Origin of the sequence: Vibrio sp. FF266, assembly GCF_041439695.1 — a bacterium.
GTDB classification, from domain to species: domain Bacteria; phylum Pseudomonadota; class Gammaproteobacteria; order Enterobacterales; family Vibrionaceae; genus Vibrio; species Vibrio tasmaniensis_A.
Window position 1 is genome coordinate 1 of sequence record NZ_JBGOOO010000016.1, and the last position, 19,303, is coordinate 19,303.

22 protein-coding genes and 1 pseudogene are annotated in these 19,303 nt (G+C 40.9%); 6 read left to right on the forward strand and 17 right to left on the reverse strand.

From position 1 onward, the window contains the following. Nucleotides 1–56: 56 nt before the first annotated feature. Nucleotides 57–236: pseudogene (locus ACED59_RS13325) on the forward strand (diguanylate cyclase domain-containing protein); the annotation flags it as partial. Nucleotides 237–1,000: 764 nt separating this feature from the next. Here the strand turns inward: ACED59_RS13325 and ACED59_RS13330 are convergent. The 5 genes from ACED59_RS13330 to vxrA are packed head-to-tail and all read right to left on the reverse strand — an operon-like array spanning nt 1,001 to nt 5,393. After that, on the reverse strand, nt 1,001–1,153 hold the full coding sequence (locus ACED59_RS13330; RefSeq protein WP_004731009.1) for a YoaH family protein: 153 nt from the start codon (nt 1,151–1,153) through the stop codon (nt 1,001–1,003). Between the two features lie 41 nt (nt 1,154–1,194). Next, nucleotides 1,195–2,349, reverse strand: coding sequence for a conjugal transfer protein TraF (locus ACED59_RS13335; RefSeq protein ID WP_012600631.1), 1,155 nt, complete (start codon nt 2,347–2,349; stop codon nt 1,195–1,197). Nucleotides 2,350–2,408: 59 nt separating this feature from the next. Then, entirely contained in the window at nt 2,409–3,287 is an 879-nt protein-coding gene (locus tag ACED59_RS13340; RefSeq protein ID WP_017098137.1) for a DUF2861 family protein, read from the reverse strand. Continuing rightward, a complete protein-coding gene (vxrB, locus tag ACED59_RS13345) occupies nt 3,287–3,946 on the reverse strand; it encodes a response regulator transcription factor VxrB (protein ID WP_009845363.1) in 660 nt (219 codons plus the stop codon). The genes ACED59_RS13340 and vxrB overlap by 1 nt, the downstream gene beginning before the upstream one ends. After that, the gene (gene vxrA / locus ACED59_RS13350) at nt 3,921–5,393 is read right to left on the reverse strand and encodes a sensor histidine kinase VxrA (RefSeq protein ID WP_009845362.1); all 1,473 of its coding nucleotides are present in this window, start codon (nt 5,391–5,393) and stop codon (nt 3,921–3,923) included. Before vxrA ends, vxrB begins: the two co-directional genes overlap by 26 nt. 437 nt (nt 5,394–5,830) lie before the next feature. Here vxrA and ACED59_RS13355 point away from each other — a divergent pair, with 437 nt between their 5' ends. Beyond that, complete coding sequence (locus tag ACED59_RS13355; RefSeq protein ID WP_081326744.1) at nt 5,831–6,685, forward strand: recombinase family protein; 855 nt, start codon at nt 5,831–5,833, stop codon at nt 6,683–6,685. Between the two features lie 190 nt (nt 6,686–6,875). Next, nucleotides 6,876–7,718 carry a hypothetical protein gene (locus tag ACED59_RS13360; RefSeq protein WP_139137222.1) on the forward strand — a complete coding sequence of 281 codons (843 nt, stop codon included), beginning with the start codon at nt 6,876–6,878 and terminating at the stop codon, nt 7,716–7,718. A gap of 401 nt (nt 7,719–8,119) precedes the next feature. On the opposite strand, the gene ACED59_RS13365 is transcribed toward ACED59_RS13360, so the two are convergent. Together ACED59_RS13365 and ACED59_RS13370 are read right to left on the reverse strand one after the other, a co-directional pair. Continuing rightward, nucleotides 8,120–8,335 (reverse strand): hypothetical protein, encoded by a 216-nt coding sequence (locus ACED59_RS13365; protein WP_139137223.1) that lies wholly within the window; start codon nt 8,333–8,335, stop codon nt 8,120–8,122. Between the two features lie 222 nt (nt 8,336–8,557). Continuing rightward, nucleotides 8,558–8,977, reverse strand: coding sequence for a hypothetical protein (locus tag ACED59_RS13370; RefSeq protein ID WP_139137224.1), 420 nt, complete (start codon nt 8,975–8,977; stop codon nt 8,558–8,560). Nucleotides 8,978–9,123: 146 nt separating this feature from the next. On the opposite strand from ACED59_RS13370, the gene ACED59_RS13375 reads away from it, so the two are divergent. Both ACED59_RS13375 and drt4 read left to right on the forward strand, forming a co-directional pair. Further along, nucleotides 9,124–10,590, forward strand: coding sequence for a hypothetical protein (locus tag ACED59_RS13375; RefSeq protein ID WP_371705008.1), 1,467 nt, complete (start codon nt 9,124–9,126; stop codon nt 10,588–10,590). 135 nt (nt 10,591–10,725) lie between these two features. Next, a complete protein-coding gene (gene drt4, locus ACED59_RS13380) occupies nt 10,726–12,336 on the forward strand; it encodes an antiviral reverse transcriptase Drt4 (protein WP_017097886.1) in 1,611 nt (536 codons plus the stop codon). Between the two features lie 24 nt (nt 12,337–12,360). Here the strand turns inward: drt4 and ACED59_RS13385 are convergent, their stop codons facing one another. The 10 genes from ACED59_RS13385 to ACED59_RS13430 form a co-directional block, all read right to left on the reverse strand. Further along, nucleotides 12,361–12,621: a hypothetical protein gene (locus ACED59_RS13385; protein WP_017097885.1), complete on the reverse strand. Its 261-nt coding sequence runs from the start codon at nt 12,619–12,621 to the stop codon at nt 12,361–12,363. Beyond that, a complete protein-coding gene (locus ACED59_RS13390) occupies nt 12,618–13,073 on the reverse strand; it encodes a hypothetical protein (RefSeq protein WP_371705007.1) in 456 nt (151 codons plus the stop codon). The genes ACED59_RS13385 and ACED59_RS13390 overlap by 4 nt, the downstream gene beginning before the upstream one ends. Beyond that, a complete protein-coding gene (locus ACED59_RS13395; protein WP_017097604.1) occupies nt 13,070–13,306 on the reverse strand; it encodes a hypothetical protein in 237 nt (78 codons plus the stop codon). Before ACED59_RS13395 ends, ACED59_RS13390 begins: the two co-directional genes overlap by 4 nt. After that, nucleotides 13,296–14,465 carry a hypothetical protein gene (locus ACED59_RS13400; protein ID WP_017097603.1) on the reverse strand — a complete coding sequence of 390 codons (1,170 nt, stop codon included), beginning with the start codon at nt 14,463–14,465 and terminating at the stop codon, nt 13,296–13,298. The genes ACED59_RS13395 and ACED59_RS13400 overlap by 11 nt, the downstream gene beginning before the upstream one ends. Further along, nucleotides 14,466–14,882 (reverse strand): hypothetical protein, encoded by a 417-nt coding sequence (locus ACED59_RS13405; protein WP_241820646.1) that lies wholly within the window; start codon nt 14,880–14,882, stop codon nt 14,466–14,468. After that, nucleotides 14,812–15,138 carry a hypothetical protein gene (locus ACED59_RS13410; protein WP_017097601.1) on the reverse strand — a complete coding sequence of 109 codons (327 nt, stop codon included), beginning with the start codon at nt 15,136–15,138 and terminating at the stop codon, nt 14,812–14,814. Before ACED59_RS13410 ends, ACED59_RS13405 begins: the two co-directional genes overlap by 71 nt. Next, nucleotides 15,135–15,482 carry a hypothetical protein gene (locus tag ACED59_RS13415; RefSeq protein ID WP_017097600.1) on the reverse strand — a complete coding sequence of 116 codons (348 nt, stop codon included), beginning with the start codon at nt 15,480–15,482 and terminating at the stop codon, nt 15,135–15,137. Before ACED59_RS13415 ends, ACED59_RS13410 begins: the two co-directional genes overlap by 4 nt. 864 nt (nt 15,483–16,346) lie before the next feature. Continuing rightward, nucleotides 16,347–17,078 carry a hypothetical protein gene (locus tag ACED59_RS13420; RefSeq protein ID WP_017098280.1) on the reverse strand — a complete coding sequence of 244 codons (732 nt, stop codon included), beginning with the start codon at nt 17,076–17,078 and terminating at the stop codon, nt 16,347–16,349. Nucleotides 17,079–17,372: 294 nt separating this feature from the next. Continuing rightward, entirely contained in the window at nt 17,373–17,672 is a 300-nt protein-coding gene (locus tag ACED59_RS13425) for a hypothetical protein (protein WP_017098279.1), read from the reverse strand. Between the two features lie 127 nt (nt 17,673–17,799). Further along, entirely contained in the window at nt 17,800–18,390 is a 591-nt protein-coding gene (locus tag ACED59_RS13430) for a recombinase family protein (RefSeq protein ID WP_017098278.1), read from the reverse strand. A gap of 188 nt (nt 18,391–18,578) precedes the next feature. On the opposite strand from ACED59_RS13430, the gene ACED59_RS13435 reads away from it, so the two are divergent. Beyond that, complete coding sequence (locus ACED59_RS13435; RefSeq protein WP_017098277.1) at nt 18,579–19,301, forward strand: helix-hairpin-helix domain-containing protein; 723 nt, start codon at nt 18,579–18,581, stop codon at nt 19,299–19,301. The last annotated feature ends 2 nt before the right edge of the window (nt 19,302–19,303 follow it).

Here is a 19,303-nt window from a genome sequence, read left to right on the forward strand (position 1 = left end):
CTCGTTAGTGATTGTACTCACTTAACTCAGTGTCCAAAACTTCTGGTGCGGATCACAATAATCTATACCTAGCAATCGACCAAAGCGTTTGGCCTAAAGCGCTTAAAGTAACGACTTCGACTGGAGTAACACAGCTTAAGCAACATGAATCGATACGTTCTGCAATTAAACGTGCAGACAAGGCACTCTACCAAGCGAAAGACAACGGACGAAACCAAGTCGCAAAGTTGTACTAAAGCTCGCTTGACTAGACTGCAGTTACACGTTCAACTCTCTGCCAATACCCAATCAAGACGCCATTAATACCCTGTCGATATCTACTGTCCATTTAAGCCGCCGTTAGATTTTCAACGCAGACTAAAGAAGCCAAAAGCTTTACTGTCTCATTAGGGTTCTAATCGATATGTACGCCTCTAAGCGCGCTCTCACCATCGGTAATAACACATTCTGTAGTAACGCCATTAATCGCATTCTCAGGTTGAGATGTATCGTTTCTAAGCTTCCTAACTACTGGTTCTAAACCGCACATATCTGGCTAGTAAAAGCTTTCTCTAAGCAGTCGTAAGTCACTCGCGGTATCGGTTTTGAACATTACCGTCGTTACTTATCTCGCGCTGCTCTTCGAGGAAATCCTTATTATTCTGCTCCCGTCACGCTTCTAATCACGCACTCTGATCCACTAAAAATGGAAGTCACAACGTCACTATCCTTAAAAAACGCCATAGATTTAACTACTTAGACATGGTGACATAAATACTGACACCCAAAATGATAGTTGTATTGCTTTCAGAGCTCGCTGTAATTTAATTACAAATAGAAGCCAAGAAAAGCCTGATAAGTGGATTACTCTAACGTAACTTACTGAATGAAAGGCATTTAATGGTTTTGAATAGTCCGGGGTTTAGGGTAACTAAAGAATTGGTATGTACGAGATAATATACTATAGGGTAATATATTTAGTTATAGTGCGCTAAGGTGTTAAAAAAGAAGGGCTAATGCCCTACTCTTCTTTATTACTCATTTCTTCACGAATTTGCTCAGCAACGATTTTGATAGCTTGTGCTGTGCTGATGCCCTGGGTCATCATTTCTTGAATTCGTTCAACAGCTTTCTGTTGTTCTTCGTGAGAAAGGGTTGGTAAGTCGTTTAGCATAGTCTGCTCCTTTATTTAGGAGCAGAACTATATAAGGACTGTTAGTAACTAGCAAGGAAATTGATTGATGCACCCATTGCATTTTCATTTGTGTAGTTAGCACTTAAATCTAACTGGAACAAATTGAGTGGCGACAACCCAATACCTGCAGTGACTGTACCTTCTGAACCAGAGTATGCCAAATTCTTGTAGTACCCTGCCCTTAGCTGTAGCTGACGCAGAACATCAACTTCTGTACCAACGCGAATCATCTGTTCATTATCTTTGAACGAAGTAAACTTTTCGGTTTCATTTAAGTCATAGTCGACACTAAGCGTGAAGTAGTCCGCTACGATACCAGCACCTACGGTATATACTGGCTCTAGTTTGTATGCGTATTGGCCACCGACTTTGTGTGTCACACCGCTGGTCGTGCTCGTTAAAGTTTGAGATGTATCTTTGGTATTGATATCTCTAGATATTAAGTTGGTAGCCGAAAAACCAACTCGAAATGGACCTGTGAACCAAAGCGCGCCAGCATCCATATTAAAAGAAGTTTCACCTTCACCATTGTCTCTTACATCAGACAAATCGTAGCTCTTAACAGAAGCAACGTAGTTGTATGTGTAAATACGTTGAAGTTTAGGCGTGATACCAAATGAAATATGCTGCCCCATAAAGGTTTGATATTTAGCGAGAGTTAATCCAACTTCGGTAACACCAATAGCAACGGCTTCTACCGTCGACAACTCAAGCTTATCGGCATCTGTCGCTGACGCTTCGTTGTAAACATTTGGTGTAGCGAACGATTCTGTATAGGCTTTGCCGAATAGGTTCGCCGCTATAAATTGATTTGGGATAGCGAATGCGACAACACCACCAAGTTCAACATTAGCTTGGTTACCATCGAGTTTTTTAAGAGCTGCATCTAAATCTGCAGTGTTTGTCGCAGCCAGAGCGGAATCAATATTTGATTTCATGTCTTGGGGGTCATTATAACTACCACCAAAACTTGGCGTGATCATACCCATATCATCGTTACGACGATAAATAGCAACAAGTGCTGGGTTATAGAATGGAGCTGTTAGGAAGTTTGCTGAAACAACACCAACACCACCCATCGCATCACCACGCGCTTCAATGGCGTAGTTTGCTGCTGAAAGAGGAAGACTGGCGAATGCAATTGATGCTGCGAGTAGTTTAGTTGTATTTTTCATGCCGTTTATCTTTGTTAGATCCCTTACATTATTAACGGCTCAATTCTAAATTACTTTAGCTACTCTTCGCTAGAAATATCATAAGTTTTACTGATAGTTTGTGCTTGCTCTATCGCTATGTCACCTTGCCAGCGCGAATGTACCATTGAAACAGCTAAAACATAACGATCATTGGGCAGTTCTTCACCCGTTAAATTGGTCGGATAATCGGATTCATAACTTTTACCCCACACCTGCTTATACCGTTCATCGACATAATCGTACAAACCTACGTCTAACTTTGGTAATGGGCAGTACGGGTTCAGCAGTGCTTTTTTATCGATCAACCAAGAGTCTTTAGATGCCCAACGAACTTGTTGACGCATAACCACTTCACCAAGAATGACCCAAGTGCTCCAGGAGTTACCGCTATTTCCTTTTACAGTCAGGCGATAAAGTCCAGAATCGAGTTGAGACGCTAAGCTATAACGTTTGCTGTATACACTCACTGAAGTGTTATTGATTACAGGGTTACCTTTGGTGAACTCACTATCAGACGAAACGACCTTGTCGACCCACTTCTCAAAGGTGATGTCTTGGATGTTGCTTTCCGATTCAACGTCAATCGCCACACGGAATGTTTCCCTGCCTGGGCTTTGGATAATGTGTCTTTTCACGACGACCGAGCTTATCCAGTCCGGTAAAGTGTTTTTGGTGAGCGTTTTCCCACAATCTTTGTTCAATGCTTGCTCGAACAGCTGATTGAGATGATCTTCGCGAGATTGCGAAGCGTTGATTTGCCAAACTTCCACTAGTGAATCAAACATCAATGCTAAATCATTATCTAGCAGGTGCTTGTGCACTTGTGTCAGCGCATCACTGTCCTTAAACCAATCGGCTGCGTGTGCAGTATTGATGACGCTTGATAAAATGAGTAGTGGAAGTAAGGCTTTTTTCATTACGCTTTCATCTTGTAGCCAACGCCACGTAAGGTTTCAATTTCTAAACCTGGTAACTTCTGTCTTAGTTGCAGAACGTGCGTATCTACAGTACGAGTTGTTGGGAAGTGGTTGTAACCCCAAACGTGGTCTAGTAGCTCATCACGAGTAAACACTCGACCAAGATTACTTGCCAAGAATAGCAATAGATCAAATTCCGTACGCGTTAACGTGACTTCCAGTTCGTTAAAAAACACTTCACGTGTTGCTTTGTCAATGACAAGGTTTTGAGCCATCACTTTTGATGCATCTTGATCTTCAGCATCAGGTAGGCGTAGCTGTGCACGGATTCGAGCAAACAGTTCAGCTTCTGCAAATGGTTTCGTTAGGTAATCATTCGCACCTGAGTCTAGGCCGGCAACTTTGTCTTTTACTGTCACCAGAGCCGTTAGCAAAATAACTGGGATGTCTTTCTTTTTCTTCCAACCGGGAAGTGAATCTACTGAGTCACCATCAGGAAGTTGACGGTCTAGGATCACAAGATCCGCTTGTTCCCAATAGCCTTCAACTTCAGAGATCAGCTCGGCATGTAAACATTCATATCCAGCTTGCTCAAGGCTAACTAATAAACCGTCAGCTAAATTTTTATCGTCTTCAACGAGAAGCAATGTCTGTTTCACAAGGTATCTCCAAAATAAATGTTGTTGGGGGGCCGATAAGCGTCATGTGACCGCCCATTTTTCCGACCATAGATTCTACTATCGTCAGACCTAAACCGAGTCCACTCTTACTTACGAATGGCTTTCTTAGTTGCCCCCAATCTTTGCGAGACAAGTCTCCATTATCTATAACTTTGAATGTCAGCTTCTTGTCAGAAGTATTCAGTTCTAGTATCACCGGGGCAACGCCGTATTTCACTGCATTTCTGATCAGGTTATCGATACACGTTCCTAACCAATATACGTTTACTTTTGCAGCAATATCTTTGTTTACGCGGAGTTCAATGCCCGGAGCAAAGTCTTCTTCAACTTTGTATTGAAGCCACTCTTCAACACTTGGCACCCACTCTGTTGCAAGCGGTTGGTTGTCTGATTGCAAATAGTCTTTACTTGCTTCTGCCAACTGCCTTAAACGGCGTGTATCTTCACACAACCTACGAAATTCATCATATACCGATTCTGGCAAGTGTTCGAACTCTCGCCTAAACCCTTCAACCGTCAATGACAAACTCGCAATCGGTGTTCTTAATTCATGCGTTAGAATTTGAAGAACCAGCATGCGGCTCTTCATCTCTTGTTTTTTACTGTTCCAACGGTAAACCGCCCACCCCAACACGAGTAGGATATTGGCAATCACCAAAATAAACATGGCGATCTGCAGAAGCTCTGAATGATCTTCTATTTCCCAACATACATTGCCGCGTTGGACGAAACAGCTGTTGCCTTCTGAGGACAAACTAAAGGATAAGCCCGCGAGCGTAGCGTTTTCGTTCCAAACTGATTCTTTATACAGGTAATATCTATCACCGCGCTTGACCCACATTTCATCAAGCTCAACAAACATACTCGCACCCGCTAGCAAAGCTGTTATGGCTTCATTGTCCATCTTCTGTAGACGAGACAGTAGTTCATCGTGTTCGGTGTTCGGTCGCTCTTGAATGTGCATGTAGCGCTTCAACGAGTCAAATTTCTCTGGGTATAACTCAACGTAGCGTGCGGCATATGAACCGCCACCGGGATGAATCAAACCACTTCGAGTAAACCAACGATCAGAAAGTTTAGTTCCTTTACACATTGCACGAGTAAAGACCAAAGGCTCTGTGATTAGAGGGCTTAAAGGCAACTTTCCGCTGCATGTTTTTGATAACCGGTATAAGCGTTGGATGTCTTTTAGTGGGTATTCAGCAGTTTGCGGCAGCATAGAAGACGGCATGATCAAGCGAGTCGGGTAATCAGCCTGAAGCAGTCGAATATCATAAGATTCAATTGCCATTTCATGATCAAAAAGTTTAGTGAAGTTATCGATACGCTCAGGTAAAGAGTCAGCAAACGCGTTCACTGAAACTGATAATGTAGCGATAAGCAGAGTAAATGTTCTTTTGATGATCACAAACCAACGCAAATTCATATAGATCAATCAAATATATACCATTCGTTATCAAAGATAAATTTATAACCGCATGAAAAACCGTGCTAATGACGAGTTATAGCGACAAATTCGATCATATTAAGGCTATGTTGCACAGCTGTACTCGCTAATCGTTTGAGTCGTTATAACTTCATTCAAATGATTTTTACGGCCGTCTATCGGACTGGGCTTATTGCTTATGGGCCATAGATTGCTGCTTATGGGTCATAGATTGTTGCTTTAGGATACAGCGACTTTCAGATGAACAAAAAAAAGGAGCTCTAATGAGCTCCTTATTTAGTTACGACTTAATGCTTTTGCTTAGAAAATACTTAAAAAGTGTTTCCTATAGATGCTCTAGAATACCGAGACAGCTCTGTTTCGCATCACTAAACTATAATCTGTTACACTCATATCTTTAATTTTGGTGGCAGCGTATGAAGCTTTATCCTTATTGCAGGGTTTCTACAGGGAAACAGACTTCTGGACTCAGTATGAGCATACAAGGCGATAGTCGTTTACTGGAGCAGCTAAGCCAAGAACACAGTATGCCTATTGGACGAGCTTATAATGATGCTGGTATCAGTTCTTACAAGGGAAAGAACGCCAAAGAAGGCGAACTAAACCTAATTATTAAACACATCGAATCAGGTCAAATAGCCAGTGGTTCGATAATCGTTATGCGTGCTTTAGACAGACTAAGCCGACAAACTCTCACGGCATCTGAAAACCTATACAACACTATCGTAAGTTCTGGTGTTCGTATCCTTACAACTATAGATAATCACGTATACAAGAAAGATTGCGTAATGTCTTCAGTATTGAAAACATTAGCTTTTAAAACTGCAAACGAAGAAAGTGCGAAGAAAAGCTATCTAACCAATCAATACGCATTGCATCGTATAAACCAGTTCAAACGTGGTGAACGCCCTAGCCCAGACACAGCTTATGATATAGGTGTTGGTCGCCATCCTTGGTATATGAAGATTGAAAACAAAATCTGCCAAGTTGATGATGAAAAATTCAAGCTTGCACGTTCGTGTATAGAAATGGCTTTAGCTGGCAAAGGTGTATTGAAATGTAAGCAGTTTTTAGAGCGTAATGGCGTCGTATTGAGTTGGTCATCAGTAGCAAAGTTCTTTCGCTCTGAATACTTATTCGGTCGTCTAAATGTGACTCTAGAGAACAACCAATATAGCTTAGAAGGCTATATTGGTTGTGTGTTCAGAATCAGAGTGGTATCAGATTCGTGGTATCAAAGAGCAACGCACGTACGCAGTAGGCAATCGTAAACGTGTAAGCATCTTAGGTGGTATTCGTCGGCTCTACTGTCAGTGTTGTGACTCTAGTATGTGCGTGGTTACGTCACAGGGTAACAGCTACTATCGCTGTTCAGCCTCTCAGCGTGGTGAGAAAAACTGCTTCCCTGCCCTACAGCAAAAACACGTTAATAGAGTTGTTCTAGAAAGCATTCAGCATCACGTGTTTACAGCTGAGGATGACAGCAACGAGCTACTTGCGCTCAATACTGAGCTAGAGAATAAACAAACAATATTCAGAAAGCGCCAGATACTTGTATTTGAAAATCCTGAGCTAATGAATGACTTGCAATCATTACTTGAGAAAGAGAAATCTGATATTCAACAACTAGTTGATGAAATTAATAAGATAAAAATCAAGCCTAACGACTTAACCTTAGAAAGCTACCATGAGTGGGCTAAGTTAATAAAAACATACTTAGAATCTGATAATGATGACCTGCTAACAGAAATAAAAGACGCAGTTCAAAAAGTAGTTAAACGTATTAGCATTAACGAAAACTACCTCATCAAAATTGAGCTTGAAAGTAGTGACATCCTTTATGGTCAATTAGCGAAACAGCGAAATCAGGCTAAACAACGTATTGCTTATTGGTCACCTATTCGTGTTGTAGATAACAGTATATATGACGAGATTGTTAGTATAGAGCCCCTACTAGCTTTTAAAACCACAACTCAAGATAAGCTTAATAGCCATCAGGTTTGGTCTGACGAAATCACAGGCTGGCTCAGACAATTAGAAAAACCCATTGATAAGAAAGCTGAATTCTTTATTTTGTTACAAGGTAACGCATATGAGTGGAAGCGGAAACCAATTATCGATGCTGGTGCCACAAGCACCCAATGGCAAATGTATAAAGATAGCGATGTTAGTGAATACGGGTTTACTAAACGTGAGATAACATTGACGACGCAGCATTACACTAAACAGCAAAAAACTGTCATCTACAAAGAATGGGATGAAGCTGAGATTTTAAACATGCTAGGTGGGATTAAATGTAACTGACGCATCTACTACTTGTGCCAAAGAGGATTTACGCTCTGCCTTCGGCTACGCTTTCACGTCATATCATGGCATAAAAGTGATTAGCGGCGTAGCCGCTTTCGTCGTAGGCGATAAGTTCGAATGAATAAAACTGTAAAATAAAGTTCTTTCTTTATAAGGATTATTTTTTACAGATTACGTTGTGCACAATATTACGTTTAACTTACTAGTCGGTATTGAGATGCCGTAGGCATCAACGCCGCAGGCGTCAATCTCTTTCTAAAGGATTCATTCCGATTAGTTACGTTGATTACGTTTAAGCCCTGCGGGCAACTCGGCTTCGCCTCGTCATCCTTTCAATAAGTGTTACTCAACTGGTCTTTATAGGGTTCTTAATAGACTAGTTTGGTAACGTTTCCCACTTATAGATGCGTCAGTAACGAGTTATCACTTAGCCATGAATCCAACGTTGTACCATTAAGAATAGAGTCGCCATACCGCTCTTTAGCTCTTTCTATCGCTTTATGCTCGTATTGCATTGCGCCAACTTCATCCATACATGTCGGTTTATTGGTTTTCTTCGCCCAAATATCAAAGCTCCGCAGTATTTCAAACTCCGCAGCCTCACTCTTTAACAAATGATTGCCGAGCGGACTGCTACTTGTGTAATGCCACCAGTTAGGCACTTTCGATACTACCGTGCTGTTGTATACGGTGGTTTCTCGTCTAACTAACTTATCGGTTATTTTTTATGCTAATGTATTTCTTATCTAGCCTTGGAAAGCGAATGACATAAAGAAAGGCAACACAGTTCGGGACAAACTCCCCTCGACACTTCCAGTGACCATATTGTTCTACACTCATGCTTTCACCGAAATATCAAAATTAAAGTCTTTTGGCACTCTCTTCATTGCATTAGCCTTGAACAATCTGAGCATATGTTTTGGCTCATCAATGTTTGGATAGAAACCATTGGCTTTCTCAAACTTATCCACCAGCCTTTTAGCTTTGGGTTTGGTTGCATACTTCTCAACTAAAGCTCGAATCACAGAACAACCACGCTGTGAGGTATTTCCCTTGTTCCCAACTTGACCACCATTTTTATCTTTTAGAGTAATGGCTTGAGTATCATCAATCACTGCATTAGGTAGCCTATTTGCCAACCAGTTAGCCGCTCTCATGTCAGGAACAAAGAACTTACAATCTCTATTATCATCATGAACACGTATGGCTGTTCGCGTTACAGTTTGATATACAACATCAAGAACATTCTGATTCACATACGCATCAGTTAGATAGCTCTCATCATAACCAAGAAATCGAAGCAATTAATAAACAGTGAGCGTTTAAGGTATTGATATGCAACACTCCTGCTGATTCTGGTACACTCTATGCAATTGAATAATACTAAATTTCAGAGGGCAGAATGAGCAACCGTAGAGAAGGCTGGGAAGACATCGATTTAAATGAGATGTTTGGTGATATTGAAGCGGATAGTATCACCCGCCCGCTAGATGAGTACCTAGAAAACCTAAGCTCGTTCTACACCACTTACAGGGCAGATAGCAGTTCAGGTCTTATGAGGGTTATTGAAGATTTCGAGCCTGAATCTTTAGACCAGTCCACCATTGCGTTTATCACAGGCTCCCTTAGAGCTGCTAACTATGACGAAAACGCACTAAGGGGTGAGCACGTTGTTTTATTCTCCGAGCCAGTAATCGTATCCGAAATGCGATTCGATAAAGCTCCTACTGACGAAACCGAAGCAGCTATTAGGTTAATATCCAATATCGCTTCAGACAAGAAGATTACAACGAATAGAACCGTCACATCGCGTGCTCACAATGTTCCCGTTACAACATACAAATTACATGATGTGGTTTACGGCTTGATTCTACCAAAGCGCAGTAATTTGCTGTCGATAAAGCTAGTCAATTTTCGCGCCCTACATACTGATATAAAGAAACTAGAGAAAACAGAGAAAGCACTTCAAAAAGCCAACCGAGCTCCACAGGTTCAAATTCAGAAAATTGTACAAAAATTCAATGATATCAACTCAATTATCAACGCTAGGCGAGATAAATTTGAAGCAATTGAACTCGACGTTCAAACGTTGGTGCAAAAACAATCGCATACTCAGAGTGCTCTTGAAAACAGCCAAAAGACATTGAAGAAAGTAAGTAGCGATACAGCGGCGATTTCAGAAGAGTACGATAACGTCACAATTGAACTGAGCAAAGCCAATCAACAGTTAGATAAACTCAAGAAACAACTTTCCACAAGTAAGAAAGAACATGACGAAGCCATGATTAGAGTCCAGCAAATCCAGACTAATATCATTGGTGAGCGTGAAACCTTACAGGGTTTACAAGAAGAGCTAGCCATTGCACGGCGAGAGAAAAACCTAACTACTTTTGATACAGCAGGGCACACAGCTGAAACAAAGACTCAATTAGTAGCTTATTATTGGTTCGCTACTATTACATTTTTAGGTTTAGTCGGTATGGCCATTTATGTCTACCGAAATGGTCAGAACTTTATGGAAACACTGCCTTACTTGGTACATGTGAGCGCATGGGATATTCTACTGAGCAGACTACCCCTAGTCGCCGCTACGACCCTTATTATAGGCGGTTTATCTGGTGTCTTTTTCTTCCTAATTAAACATATCGTATCGCTCAACACAGAGAAGATGACGATGCTAAAGGCAGGTATCCTAGCTGAGCAAATAACCAACTCTCTAGAGTGTAAAGGCATGACAGAAGAAGATATTCTTCAGTTCAAGCGAGACACTAAAATCAAGCTGATAATGCAGGTATTCTCAAAAGGTGAGCCTGAAATCGATAAGAGCAATATTATAATCGAAGCACTAAAAGCCATGAACTCAAAGTAAGCATCAAACCGCCGGAAGGCGGTTTTTCTTTAGAAATCAACACAGGTCAGGTTTTCAGAATTAAGTTAAAGTCGGCATTTTTACCATCATTTTTATGGCATGATTATGTTATTCAACTAAGTTAATGGTCTCATGATGGACGCTCATAAAAAAAGAAAACTCTACAAGGCACTAACTCGCTACAATTACTTTCCTAATCAGAAATCAAACATCGGTGAATTACCACCCCTACTCAACACTAGACAGTTTACGCCAGAGGTTTGTGAAGCATTAGCAACTCTCAATGAATCTAAGACTCGTGAAGGCAGTGGCTATGATTTAGTGACTTACAATGCGACTAGGTATAACAACGCATTTCGTGAATTGTCACTGATTCACCCTAAGGCATACTCATTGCTCGCCAAGCACCTACACGACCACTGGGATAAGATAGAGCCATTCACCACCAGCGAAAGTAGTATTATTAAACCCGAAGAGCGAGAAGATGGTCGAATCATGGTAATGAACTATGAAGACCCTATTGAGAAAACAACACGAGCACTGACTGAAAGCTTTGGTAAAAGATTTCTAGTTAAAGCTGATATATCAAACTGCTTCAATAGCATTTATTCACATGCTATTTCATGGGGTTTAGTTGGATTCGACCATGCAAAAGCGAATCGTCAGCAGCACTTGTGGTTCAATGAAGTAGATAAGTACCAAAGAAAATGCAAAAGGAATGAGACTCAAGGAATTCCAATCGGCTCGGCTACTTCAAACATCAGTTTGGAAATCATTCTAGGCAAAGTAGATGAAGAACTTAGAACCGCCGGTTATAGTTTTCATCGATATGTTGATGATTACAGTTGCTACTGTGAAACAAATGAATCCGCGCATCAATTCTTACTTTTGCTGGGTAAGTCACTCGCCAAATACAAGCTATCTTTAAACATTCAAAAGACACAGATAATCGAACAGCCTGCACCAGACCAAGATGCATGGGTATTGGAATTACTTGGCAGCCTGCCAAGTCGATTAAACAAAGGTCATAATGATGACCCAAAGCTCACAGCAGCTGAAGCCATTACATTCATCAACCATGCACTCACTGTAAACAAGCAAACACCAGATGGTAGTGTATTGAAGTATGCCATTCAATTGATAGTCCACTTTCTTGACGAGCAAGCGCCAGCGACCGTTTATAGCAGTGTTCTAAATTTATCTTGGCATTATCCTATTTTAATTCCGTATCTGGATGAGCTGATTGAAAAGTCCAGTATCAATAGAGGTGAGATTGATAAACACCTAAATGCACTCATCATTGAAAACTGCAAACATCGCCGTTCTGATGGCATTTGCTGGCCTTTACATATAATGAAAAAGCTCGAAATTGCACCTGCCGATAAAACTATTGATGCCATCATTGATATCGAAGATTGCGTGAGCTTAACCATTTTGAATTCCATGCTTATTGGCAACAAGCAAATCATCAACTTCGCAAACACGGTCATCAAATCAGGTGATAACTACTATATCGACACATACTGGCTACTGCTCTATCAATTGTTTAGAGATGGTGATATTAAAAATGCTTACGGTAACATTAAAATATTCGACACTCTTTTAGGCTTTGATGTGAACTTTATTCCTGGCAAAGTACAGACCCAAGCGGAGCAAAAGTGCGCGAGTGTGGATGCTGGTTTTATCTTTGGAGATATAGCCAAACGATTTGGCAAACGCAAACAGCCTGAGCAGCTTGAATTTTAGTGCTTTAAATGGCAAAAAACCGACTCAATGAGTCGGTTTTAATAGTTTAAGCTCTTTAATAGCAGATTGAACAGGCGTCATTTTAATCTGCTCAATGAAATCCATAGGGTCATCCGCGAGCCTAGCGAGTTCTTTATACTTCCTGAGTTCAGTATCCGAAGCTTCAGATTTAACATGATAGAAGAAGCTGTTTGTTAGCATATCTACTGTGCTGAAATCCGAGGGTGTTTCAAATAGCTCATCATCAGGTAAAGCTCGTTTAAAGAAGTTGTTTAAGTAACTCATGAGATAAACCCTCTTAGGAGATTCAGGTCATCAATTGAGACTCTATCCTCATCAAGTACACCCGCTTTCAAGGCTTCGTATACGCTCATTCCACTTGTTAGGTTGATTTGTTTCTCTGGCTGTTGCTTTAGAATCTCTTCCAGCTCGTTCTGCACACACATCTCAACTAGCTTGTTCTTATGTTTAATCTTCTCATGAGCCAATAAGGTTAAAGCTGATTTAAGAACATGAATCTTTATCTCTGCTTTTTGTTCATTCTTCAGGTTCACATTTAACTCATTTTCAGAAAACAGGTCACTTAATGAAAAATCACTCGCAAGGGATAGTAGTTCTTTTCGCCTACGAGTGTTTTCGCTACGTTTGTCGGCTGATTTAAGTTGAGCTTCTTTTGCTGAATCCGTATTGAACCAACCGCTATTTGTTTGTTGTAGCGGCTCGGTAGCGGTGCTCATAGTTCAATCACCTCATACAAAGCTCGCTCACTTGGGTTCGTTAAGGTGTCCACCAGCAGAACATCACTAGGTTGCAAATCGTTAGTAATAAGCTTGTAAGCGTGTTCTGGTAACTGATTAAGTTCACTATGGCTAAACCGTGTGTAAAGCGCGTTTGATTTGAATGGAATGTCATTGAGTTTGTATGCCTTATGGCTTTGCATGTTGATGATGTAGCGATTCTTAAACGACATGCTGTTGCCCTCGAACTTGAATCCCACAGCTTTCAAGAATCGATTCTGCATAACGTTGTTTCTCAGCGTCAGCCTTTAGCTTCTCGTCTAACGTCTCTTTCTTGGTAATAGACTTTGCAATGTTAGAAACAGACTTAGCGATTTTCTTACCTTTACGATAAGTACTGCTGTGCTTTCCTAACTCTCTATCTACAGTCTTGCCAACACTTGATTTCTTAGGGGATGAACTTTGTTTAGCTGGCTTAGAAACTTTCGGCTTTGACTGTTTCTTTGCACTCTCATCAACTTGAGGGGTAAGGATTTCATCACGTTCCACTTCTACTTTCTCGATGCCCGCCGCTGGTGGATTGGCTTGTTTATAGGTATTGATAAGCTCATTTAGCTCAACCTCCGCTTCATCACTCTCTTCAATATCACCGTGCTTCTGAGCTAACGCCAGTCTGCGTAACAACTGCTTTACTGTCGCAAGTGAATCGAACTGAACACGCCCACTTTCAATAGCTTCCTTTAGCTCTGCATCGTCGTCCTGCTCTTGTTTCTTCAGTAGATTTACAAGTTTTAACAGTTTACGACCTTTGATAGATTCAGGTGCGATTCTGGCTATTACCCCGTCTTCGTTCTCATCAATGTTGAACTCAAACTCATCTAAGAGGTCTTTTACATCCTCGCGCAATGTGTACATGTTTGAATCCTCGTTGTATAAGCCAACACGGTGCTCATAGTTCAGGCTCTCTGTCGTGAAATCCAAGTCCATTGCAGAATCAATGTCTTGCTCTAAGAACTCACTCTCTTCTTTAAAAGTAAGCTCTGGTCGCTCGTCTGTGTTGTTGTCTGTGCTCTCAATGTCTGCGGTTTCACCCGTATCAACTGACTCATGCACGCCAAGGTTCTCACCTGCTTTACTAATGTTGTCTAGTAGGTCAGTAATGTAGTAGTTGTTTCTATCATCTTTGGCTAAGTGGATTTGAAAACCGTTATCCATTAATGCTTTGTATTTTGTGCCAATGCTATTGTCATCGACAAAGATAATGCTTTTACGTGGTGCATCAAATCGACCGATTGCTTTGCTAAGGTCACGCTGTTTAGCGTCGTGTTCATTTGCAAAAACAATCTGGTCATGTGTTGGTGTCATCTGGGCTGTGTGTTGTTCTACTTTCATTTAAAAAATAATGCTTTTATCAAAGCACTCTCCGTTGTTGTTTCGTTGTGTGTCATCGGCTAGCTCATTCATTTTGCCGATAAGCATTTGCCTTATTAGCGTGTTCACCACGTGAGTTTGTAAGCCAGTGATAGAGGCTAAAGTGACGTTTGTCTCTGTCTTACTGCCATTGCTTCTTATCAGTTGATTCACGTAGTGTGCGCCAGCTTTTTCAACCTTGTAGTCATAAGCTTTTTCAATAAAGTGGTTGAAAGCTTTTTCAAGCTCAACTGGCATAATGTGGCTGTCTGGCTTTGTGATAAGGCTTAATGTGTTGAGTTCGTCAAACTGCTCTAAGCTCGGTGTATCAGATTTCGTAAAGTTCCCCAAACAACTCAACAGCTTTTTTCTTTGGTCTTTCTTTTGGTCTTGTTCCATCTACTGACTCTGTTATTTGTTCGTCGAATAAGGTGATAAGTGCTTCAAACGACTTGTGGTTATTCTTCACCTTCACATAGTCATTGTGCTTATCTGTAGCTATTAGCAACGTGTTCTCGTGAGCCACGTCATTACAAACAGCAAAGTAAATGTCGTTGTCTGTGTGGATTTCTACGTAGTCGCGCTCGGCCTGTTCGTTGTGCTTAACATTGGTTTTATAGTGATGAGCAAGCTTTTGTAATGTGTTGCCTCTCATATCAACTCACCTATCTGGTGCTCGCGCTTAAGACGTTGACGTAATAACTTCTTCACTGGTGCATTATTGTGGATGTGCAAACGCTGGTGGTCTGTGAGTTTCAGGTCATCACGCATCTGTTTGTAGATAGTCGCAACTTGTAACGGGGTTAGTTGAGTCGTTTCAATAACGGATTCTAAGTAACGTGTTTCGGCTAGTTGGATGTTGTCCGCAAACTCTTTCATCAGTTCTGCAAAGGTCTTTTCTTTCTTTGCTTCTACTCTTCGTAGGCGTGCTTTTTCTATAAGAACATCACGATTTTTCTCGTAATGAGCTTTGTTTTCTTCTTTCTTGGATTTGGTCATTTGAACCTCGGAATAGCTGACCTCTGCGAGTGGGTAAACAGGTCACAGGTGCAGAGGTCAGACGTATTGAATAGATGCGTTTTTAATGTGCCGCCACACACTCAACGTTATTGCATGACATTGAGGAATCGAACGCCAGATAATGGAGAACGTCGAAAAGTGCTCGTTTAGGTGAGAGCGCACCACTAGAAATATCTAGCAAAAATGGAAGTGCGTGATTTAAGTGTCGCCACACTCATTGTGTAAACAATGTAGGAAAGTAATGAGACAGTTTAAGGTGGTGTCCAGCACGGGTAACGAGTGACGCTCGTATACATCTATTTAGTAGGTTGAATCTGAACGTTCAGGCGTACTAGATTCAAGTGATAAGTGTTCGAAAGAATCTTTATCAAAGTGATTAGCGGCGCAGTCGCTTTCGCCGTAGGCGATAAGTTCGAATGAATAAAACTGTAAAATAAAGTTCTTTCTTTATAAGGATTATTTTTTACAGATTACGTTGTGCACAATCTATTACGTTTAACTTACTAGTCGGTATTGGGATGCCGCAGGCATCAACGCCGTAGGCGTCAATCTCTTTCTAAGTGATGTGTTTGGATTGGTTACGTTGGTTACGCTTAAGCCCTGCGGGCTACTCGGCTGCGCCTCGTCATCCTTTCAATAAGGATTCTATTCGAAACGCGTAGCGTTGAGTGGTGCGCAGCACCTTTAGTTCGTTTACTCTTTCGGACGTATAGCATTAGTATTACACGCTTCACCCTTGCTATCACTGGGCTAAGCCCCGATAAAGTGACACATTTTTTGCAATAGAGTGACACATTTTTATTTCGGTTTAGACATAAAAAAAGCACCCCGTAGGGTGCTTGATTAAGCTACTTTGAGTTGAGCTTTTAAAGCTGCAATCTCTTGTCTTAGTATCTCTAGTTCGTCAACCTGACTGTTCACTACGTCAACAATCTCATTTGTTTTGACTGTGTTCTCATCCAGTGTTGCATCTTGTCTGAGCTTGCCTAGCTTCCAGCCACGGTTTTCATTTTTCATTAGTTCTAGCTTCCATACAAAAGGCTTATTGCCATCTTTCTTATTAAAGGAATGGTAACGACCACCGCCTTTCCTCTCTGTTGGGGTAAAGTACAGACGACCATCAATCGTAGTTTTCCTATGCTCCTGTATGGTGTCCGTGTACTTAATGACCTCAACTTGTTTTGTCTTCTCTATCATTCGGAATAGAACCACGTCACCGTGCATTACCTTATCGAAACTAAGGTATTCAAGGTTCGTTAACCACACATCAATCCCGCTCTCTGTAGGGTAAACAATGTGTGACCAATCTTTCTTGGCTGTACCTGTTTCTTTTAAGAGCTTGGTAATCCGTTTAGCCAATCGCTGACCCTTACCGTTGGTCTTGTAACCATACTCGGCTAGTCGTTTGGTGAGCTTCTTGTTCTCTTCAGGGATAAAAGGGATTGTTTCGTTAGATAGTTCATCTTTGAGATTCACACTATCCAGTGCATAACGTGAAATCCAATCACCGTTTTTACACTTGTGCTTAACCTGTTCGCCATTGGCAAACACGGTATAGTTTTTTATTAAGTCCATTTTCTTATTCTTGGTTGGGCCTTGTCGCTAAACAATAAACCCCATAGAGAAACCCCTTATCGGAGAATCCCAGCGACTGCGAAACAAGAATAAGTTTCTCTATGGAGTTTGTGGCGTGTTGATTTTGGTAGGGGTAACGGGTGTAACCACGGAGTTATTCAACTCTGTATATTTTATCATCGCTTTATAGCCTGATAAACAAACTGTATTTAGTGCTGAACTACTGGAAAGTAAACATTTTAATTTCGATTTCAGGGCTTTCAGATACAAGAAAACCCCTTTCGGGGTTCTTGGTTATACTTCAAGAAAATCGAGACTTCCAGTTGAAGAACCTCTTGTTGATTTCACTTTGGTTCGTAATCTCTTAATTGTGTCATCTACCAACATAGAAGTTACTTGTTTACCTATTAGTTCAACGAGTTTACCAATCAACGGTTCAGGGTTGACCGTTATTCTATTATTGTAATCATGGATATACAGATAGATTGAGTTGATATGTTTATCGATGATTGTGGTGATATCACCTGTAGACAGTTTCTTATCAATTGATTCACTAACTAATTTATCGAGTAGTTTTTTGTGTTCTTTTTTCACTTCAGTTTACCTAAGTTTTGATGACCGATTGGCCAACTTCTGAAGCTATGATTGCACGGCTTTTTGAGGTGATAAACTTTTTGCAAAAATATTTTTTTCGGGTGGTCGATGCAACAAATGAAATTGTCTAATTTAAGCTTGAAGCAGGGTTAACCTTCGGTTTTTTCAATGCTCTATACACCGTAGCAACGCCAATGCCCACAGCCTTTGCAGCTTCTTGCTTCGTTAGTCCATTTTCATTAATCAGTTTAAGAGCTTTCTCTATTTGCTTGGTCTTATGTGGGCGGCCACCTTTCATCCTCCCCTCAGCTACAGCAATAGCCATTCCCGCCTGCGCTTTTTCTCGCTGTAAATCACGCTGCATTTGACCAACAGCTGCAAGTACCGTAAACATCATATAACCAGTGGCTGTTTGAGTATCAATAGACTGCCCACCTAGGTTATGTACAACCAACCCTATACCGCGGCCTTTCCAATCCTCCACCAGCGAGAGTAATTCAGCCGTATTTCGCCCAAGCCTTGATAGGTCATACACGATAACTGAATCACCTTTCTCTAGCTTCTTATCCAAAGCGGAGAACTCGGGGCGGTCATTAACAGATTTAACACCACTAACTTTTTCGCTGATTAACTCCGCATCAGGGTAAGCAGCCTGCAAGTCTAATTGTGTCTGTAGGTTTTGGTTTTTAGTACTAACACGCGCATAAATGTATTTCATTCTCTTATCCATTATCAAAACTAGGGTTACATGATAACACTATCATGTAACCTATTTAAGTGATGTTTTGATAAAACTTATCATCTTATCTTCAGAGTGTGGTTTGTTGATAACAAAAACCCAAACTGACGCACTTCTCTACCGTTAACAATATGGTATTTTTAATAAAAATATATTGAGGCTAGGTAATGGGTATATTCGATTTCATTTTTGGTAAGAAACCAAAACAAGAGACTAAACAGCAGATACAAGAGGTTAAGCAAGCTCCGCAACAGTATCGAGATATCGCAACGCAAAACTCAGACGTTACAGACGGGTTGGAGTTTCACGCCACATGTCAGTTACGCACTCCACTATCAGTTCTAAAACGACATGGTGAGATTTATAGGGGTGACGGTGAACCACCAACATACGGTGAACCAAAGGACGGAATCTGGATTCCTAAGCTATCGGGAGAGTATGATTTTCTATCGGAGGGACGAACGTCTGCATCAGACGCAGGTCCAATCAATACAGATGAGTACATTTCTTATGCTATTGGGTTTCGAACTATCTTAGAGTCAGATAAGCCCATTAATGAAAAGATGAACGAAGTACTTGGCTATTCTGGACGTGATGATGCTAAGAGCAGAATCGAGCAAGGATTATTAAACTACTACAACGAATCGAATATTATAGATGTTATGGCAAGGTTCATTAGCGACTCAGAACGTATGGTGTACTACTTTGATAAACCTAATCGATTGACTCTGATTGATGGAGTAAACAAAAAAGTAGCATCTGCTCTAGAAGAATCAGGTGTTTCCACAATCAAAGAACTGTCTGTATTGACTGAAAGTGATTTAGTCAAAATCAAGGGAATTGGTAAAGTCAGTGCGCAGAAAATAGTTACTACACTGAGTAAAAACTAAGC

What these genes read in the sequence shown, in the direction of transcription:
- ACED59_RS13375 (WP_371705008.1), top strand. Translation starts at nt 9,124, where the DNA reads ATGAGCAACCGTAGAGAAGGCTGGGAAGACATCGATTTAAATGAGATG.
- ACED59_RS13400 (WP_017097603.1), bottom strand. Translation starts at nt 14,465, where the DNA reads ATGAAAGTAGAACAACACACAGCCCAGATGACACCAACACATGACCAG.
- drt4 (WP_017097886.1), top strand. Translation starts at nt 10,726, where the DNA reads ATGGACGCTCATAAAAAAAGAAAACTCTACAAGGCACTAACTCGCTAC.
- ACED59_RS13395 (WP_017097604.1), bottom strand. Translation starts at nt 13,306, where the DNA reads ATGTCGTTTAAGAATCGCTACATCATCAACATGCAAAGCCATAAGGCA.
- vxrA (WP_009845362.1), bottom strand. Translation starts at nt 5,393, where the DNA reads ATGAATTTGCGTTGGTTTGTGATCATCAAAAGAACATTTACTCTGCTT.
- ACED59_RS13435 (WP_017098277.1), top strand. Translation starts at nt 18,579, where the DNA reads ATGGGTATATTCGATTTCATTTTTGGTAAGAAACCAAAACAAGAGACT.
- ACED59_RS13355 (WP_081326744.1), top strand. Translation starts at nt 5,831, where the DNA reads ATGAAGCTTTATCCTTATTGCAGGGTTTCTACAGGGAAACAGACTTCT.
- ACED59_RS13330 (WP_004731009.1), bottom strand. Translation starts at nt 1,153, where the DNA reads ATGCTAAACGACTTACCAACCCTTTCTCACGAAGAACAACAGAAAGCT.
- ACED59_RS13390 (WP_371705007.1), bottom strand. Translation starts at nt 13,073, where the DNA reads ATGAGCACCGCTACCGAGCCGCTACAACAAACAAATAGCGGTTGGTTC.
- ACED59_RS13410 (WP_017097601.1), bottom strand. Translation starts at nt 15,138, where the DNA reads ATGAGAGGCAACACATTACAAAAGCTTGCTCATCACTATAAAACCAAT.
- ACED59_RS13430 (WP_017098278.1), bottom strand. Translation starts at nt 18,390, where the DNA reads ATGAAATACATTTATGCGCGTGTTAGTACTAAAAACCAAAACCTACAG.
- ACED59_RS13420 (WP_017098280.1), bottom strand. Translation starts at nt 17,078, where the DNA reads ATGGACTTAATAAAAAACTATACCGTGTTTGCCAATGGCGAACAGGTT.
- ACED59_RS13415 (WP_017097600.1), bottom strand. Translation starts at nt 15,482, where the DNA reads ATGACCAAATCCAAGAAAGAAGAAAACAAAGCTCATTACGAGAAAAAT.
- ACED59_RS13335 (WP_012600631.1), bottom strand. Translation starts at nt 2,349, where the DNA reads ATGAAAAATACAACTAAACTACTCGCAGCATCAATTGCATTCGCCAGT.
- ACED59_RS13385 (WP_017097885.1), bottom strand. Translation starts at nt 12,621, where the DNA reads ATGAGTTACTTAAACAACTTCTTTAAACGAGCTTTACCTGATGATGAG.
- ACED59_RS13405 (WP_241820646.1), bottom strand. Translation starts at nt 14,882, where the DNA reads ATGGAACAAGACCAAAAGAAAGACCAAAGAAAAAAGCTGTTGAGTTGT.
- ACED59_RS13340 (WP_017098137.1), bottom strand. Translation starts at nt 3,287, where the DNA reads ATGAAAAAAGCCTTACTTCCACTACTCATTTTATCAAGCGTCATCAAT.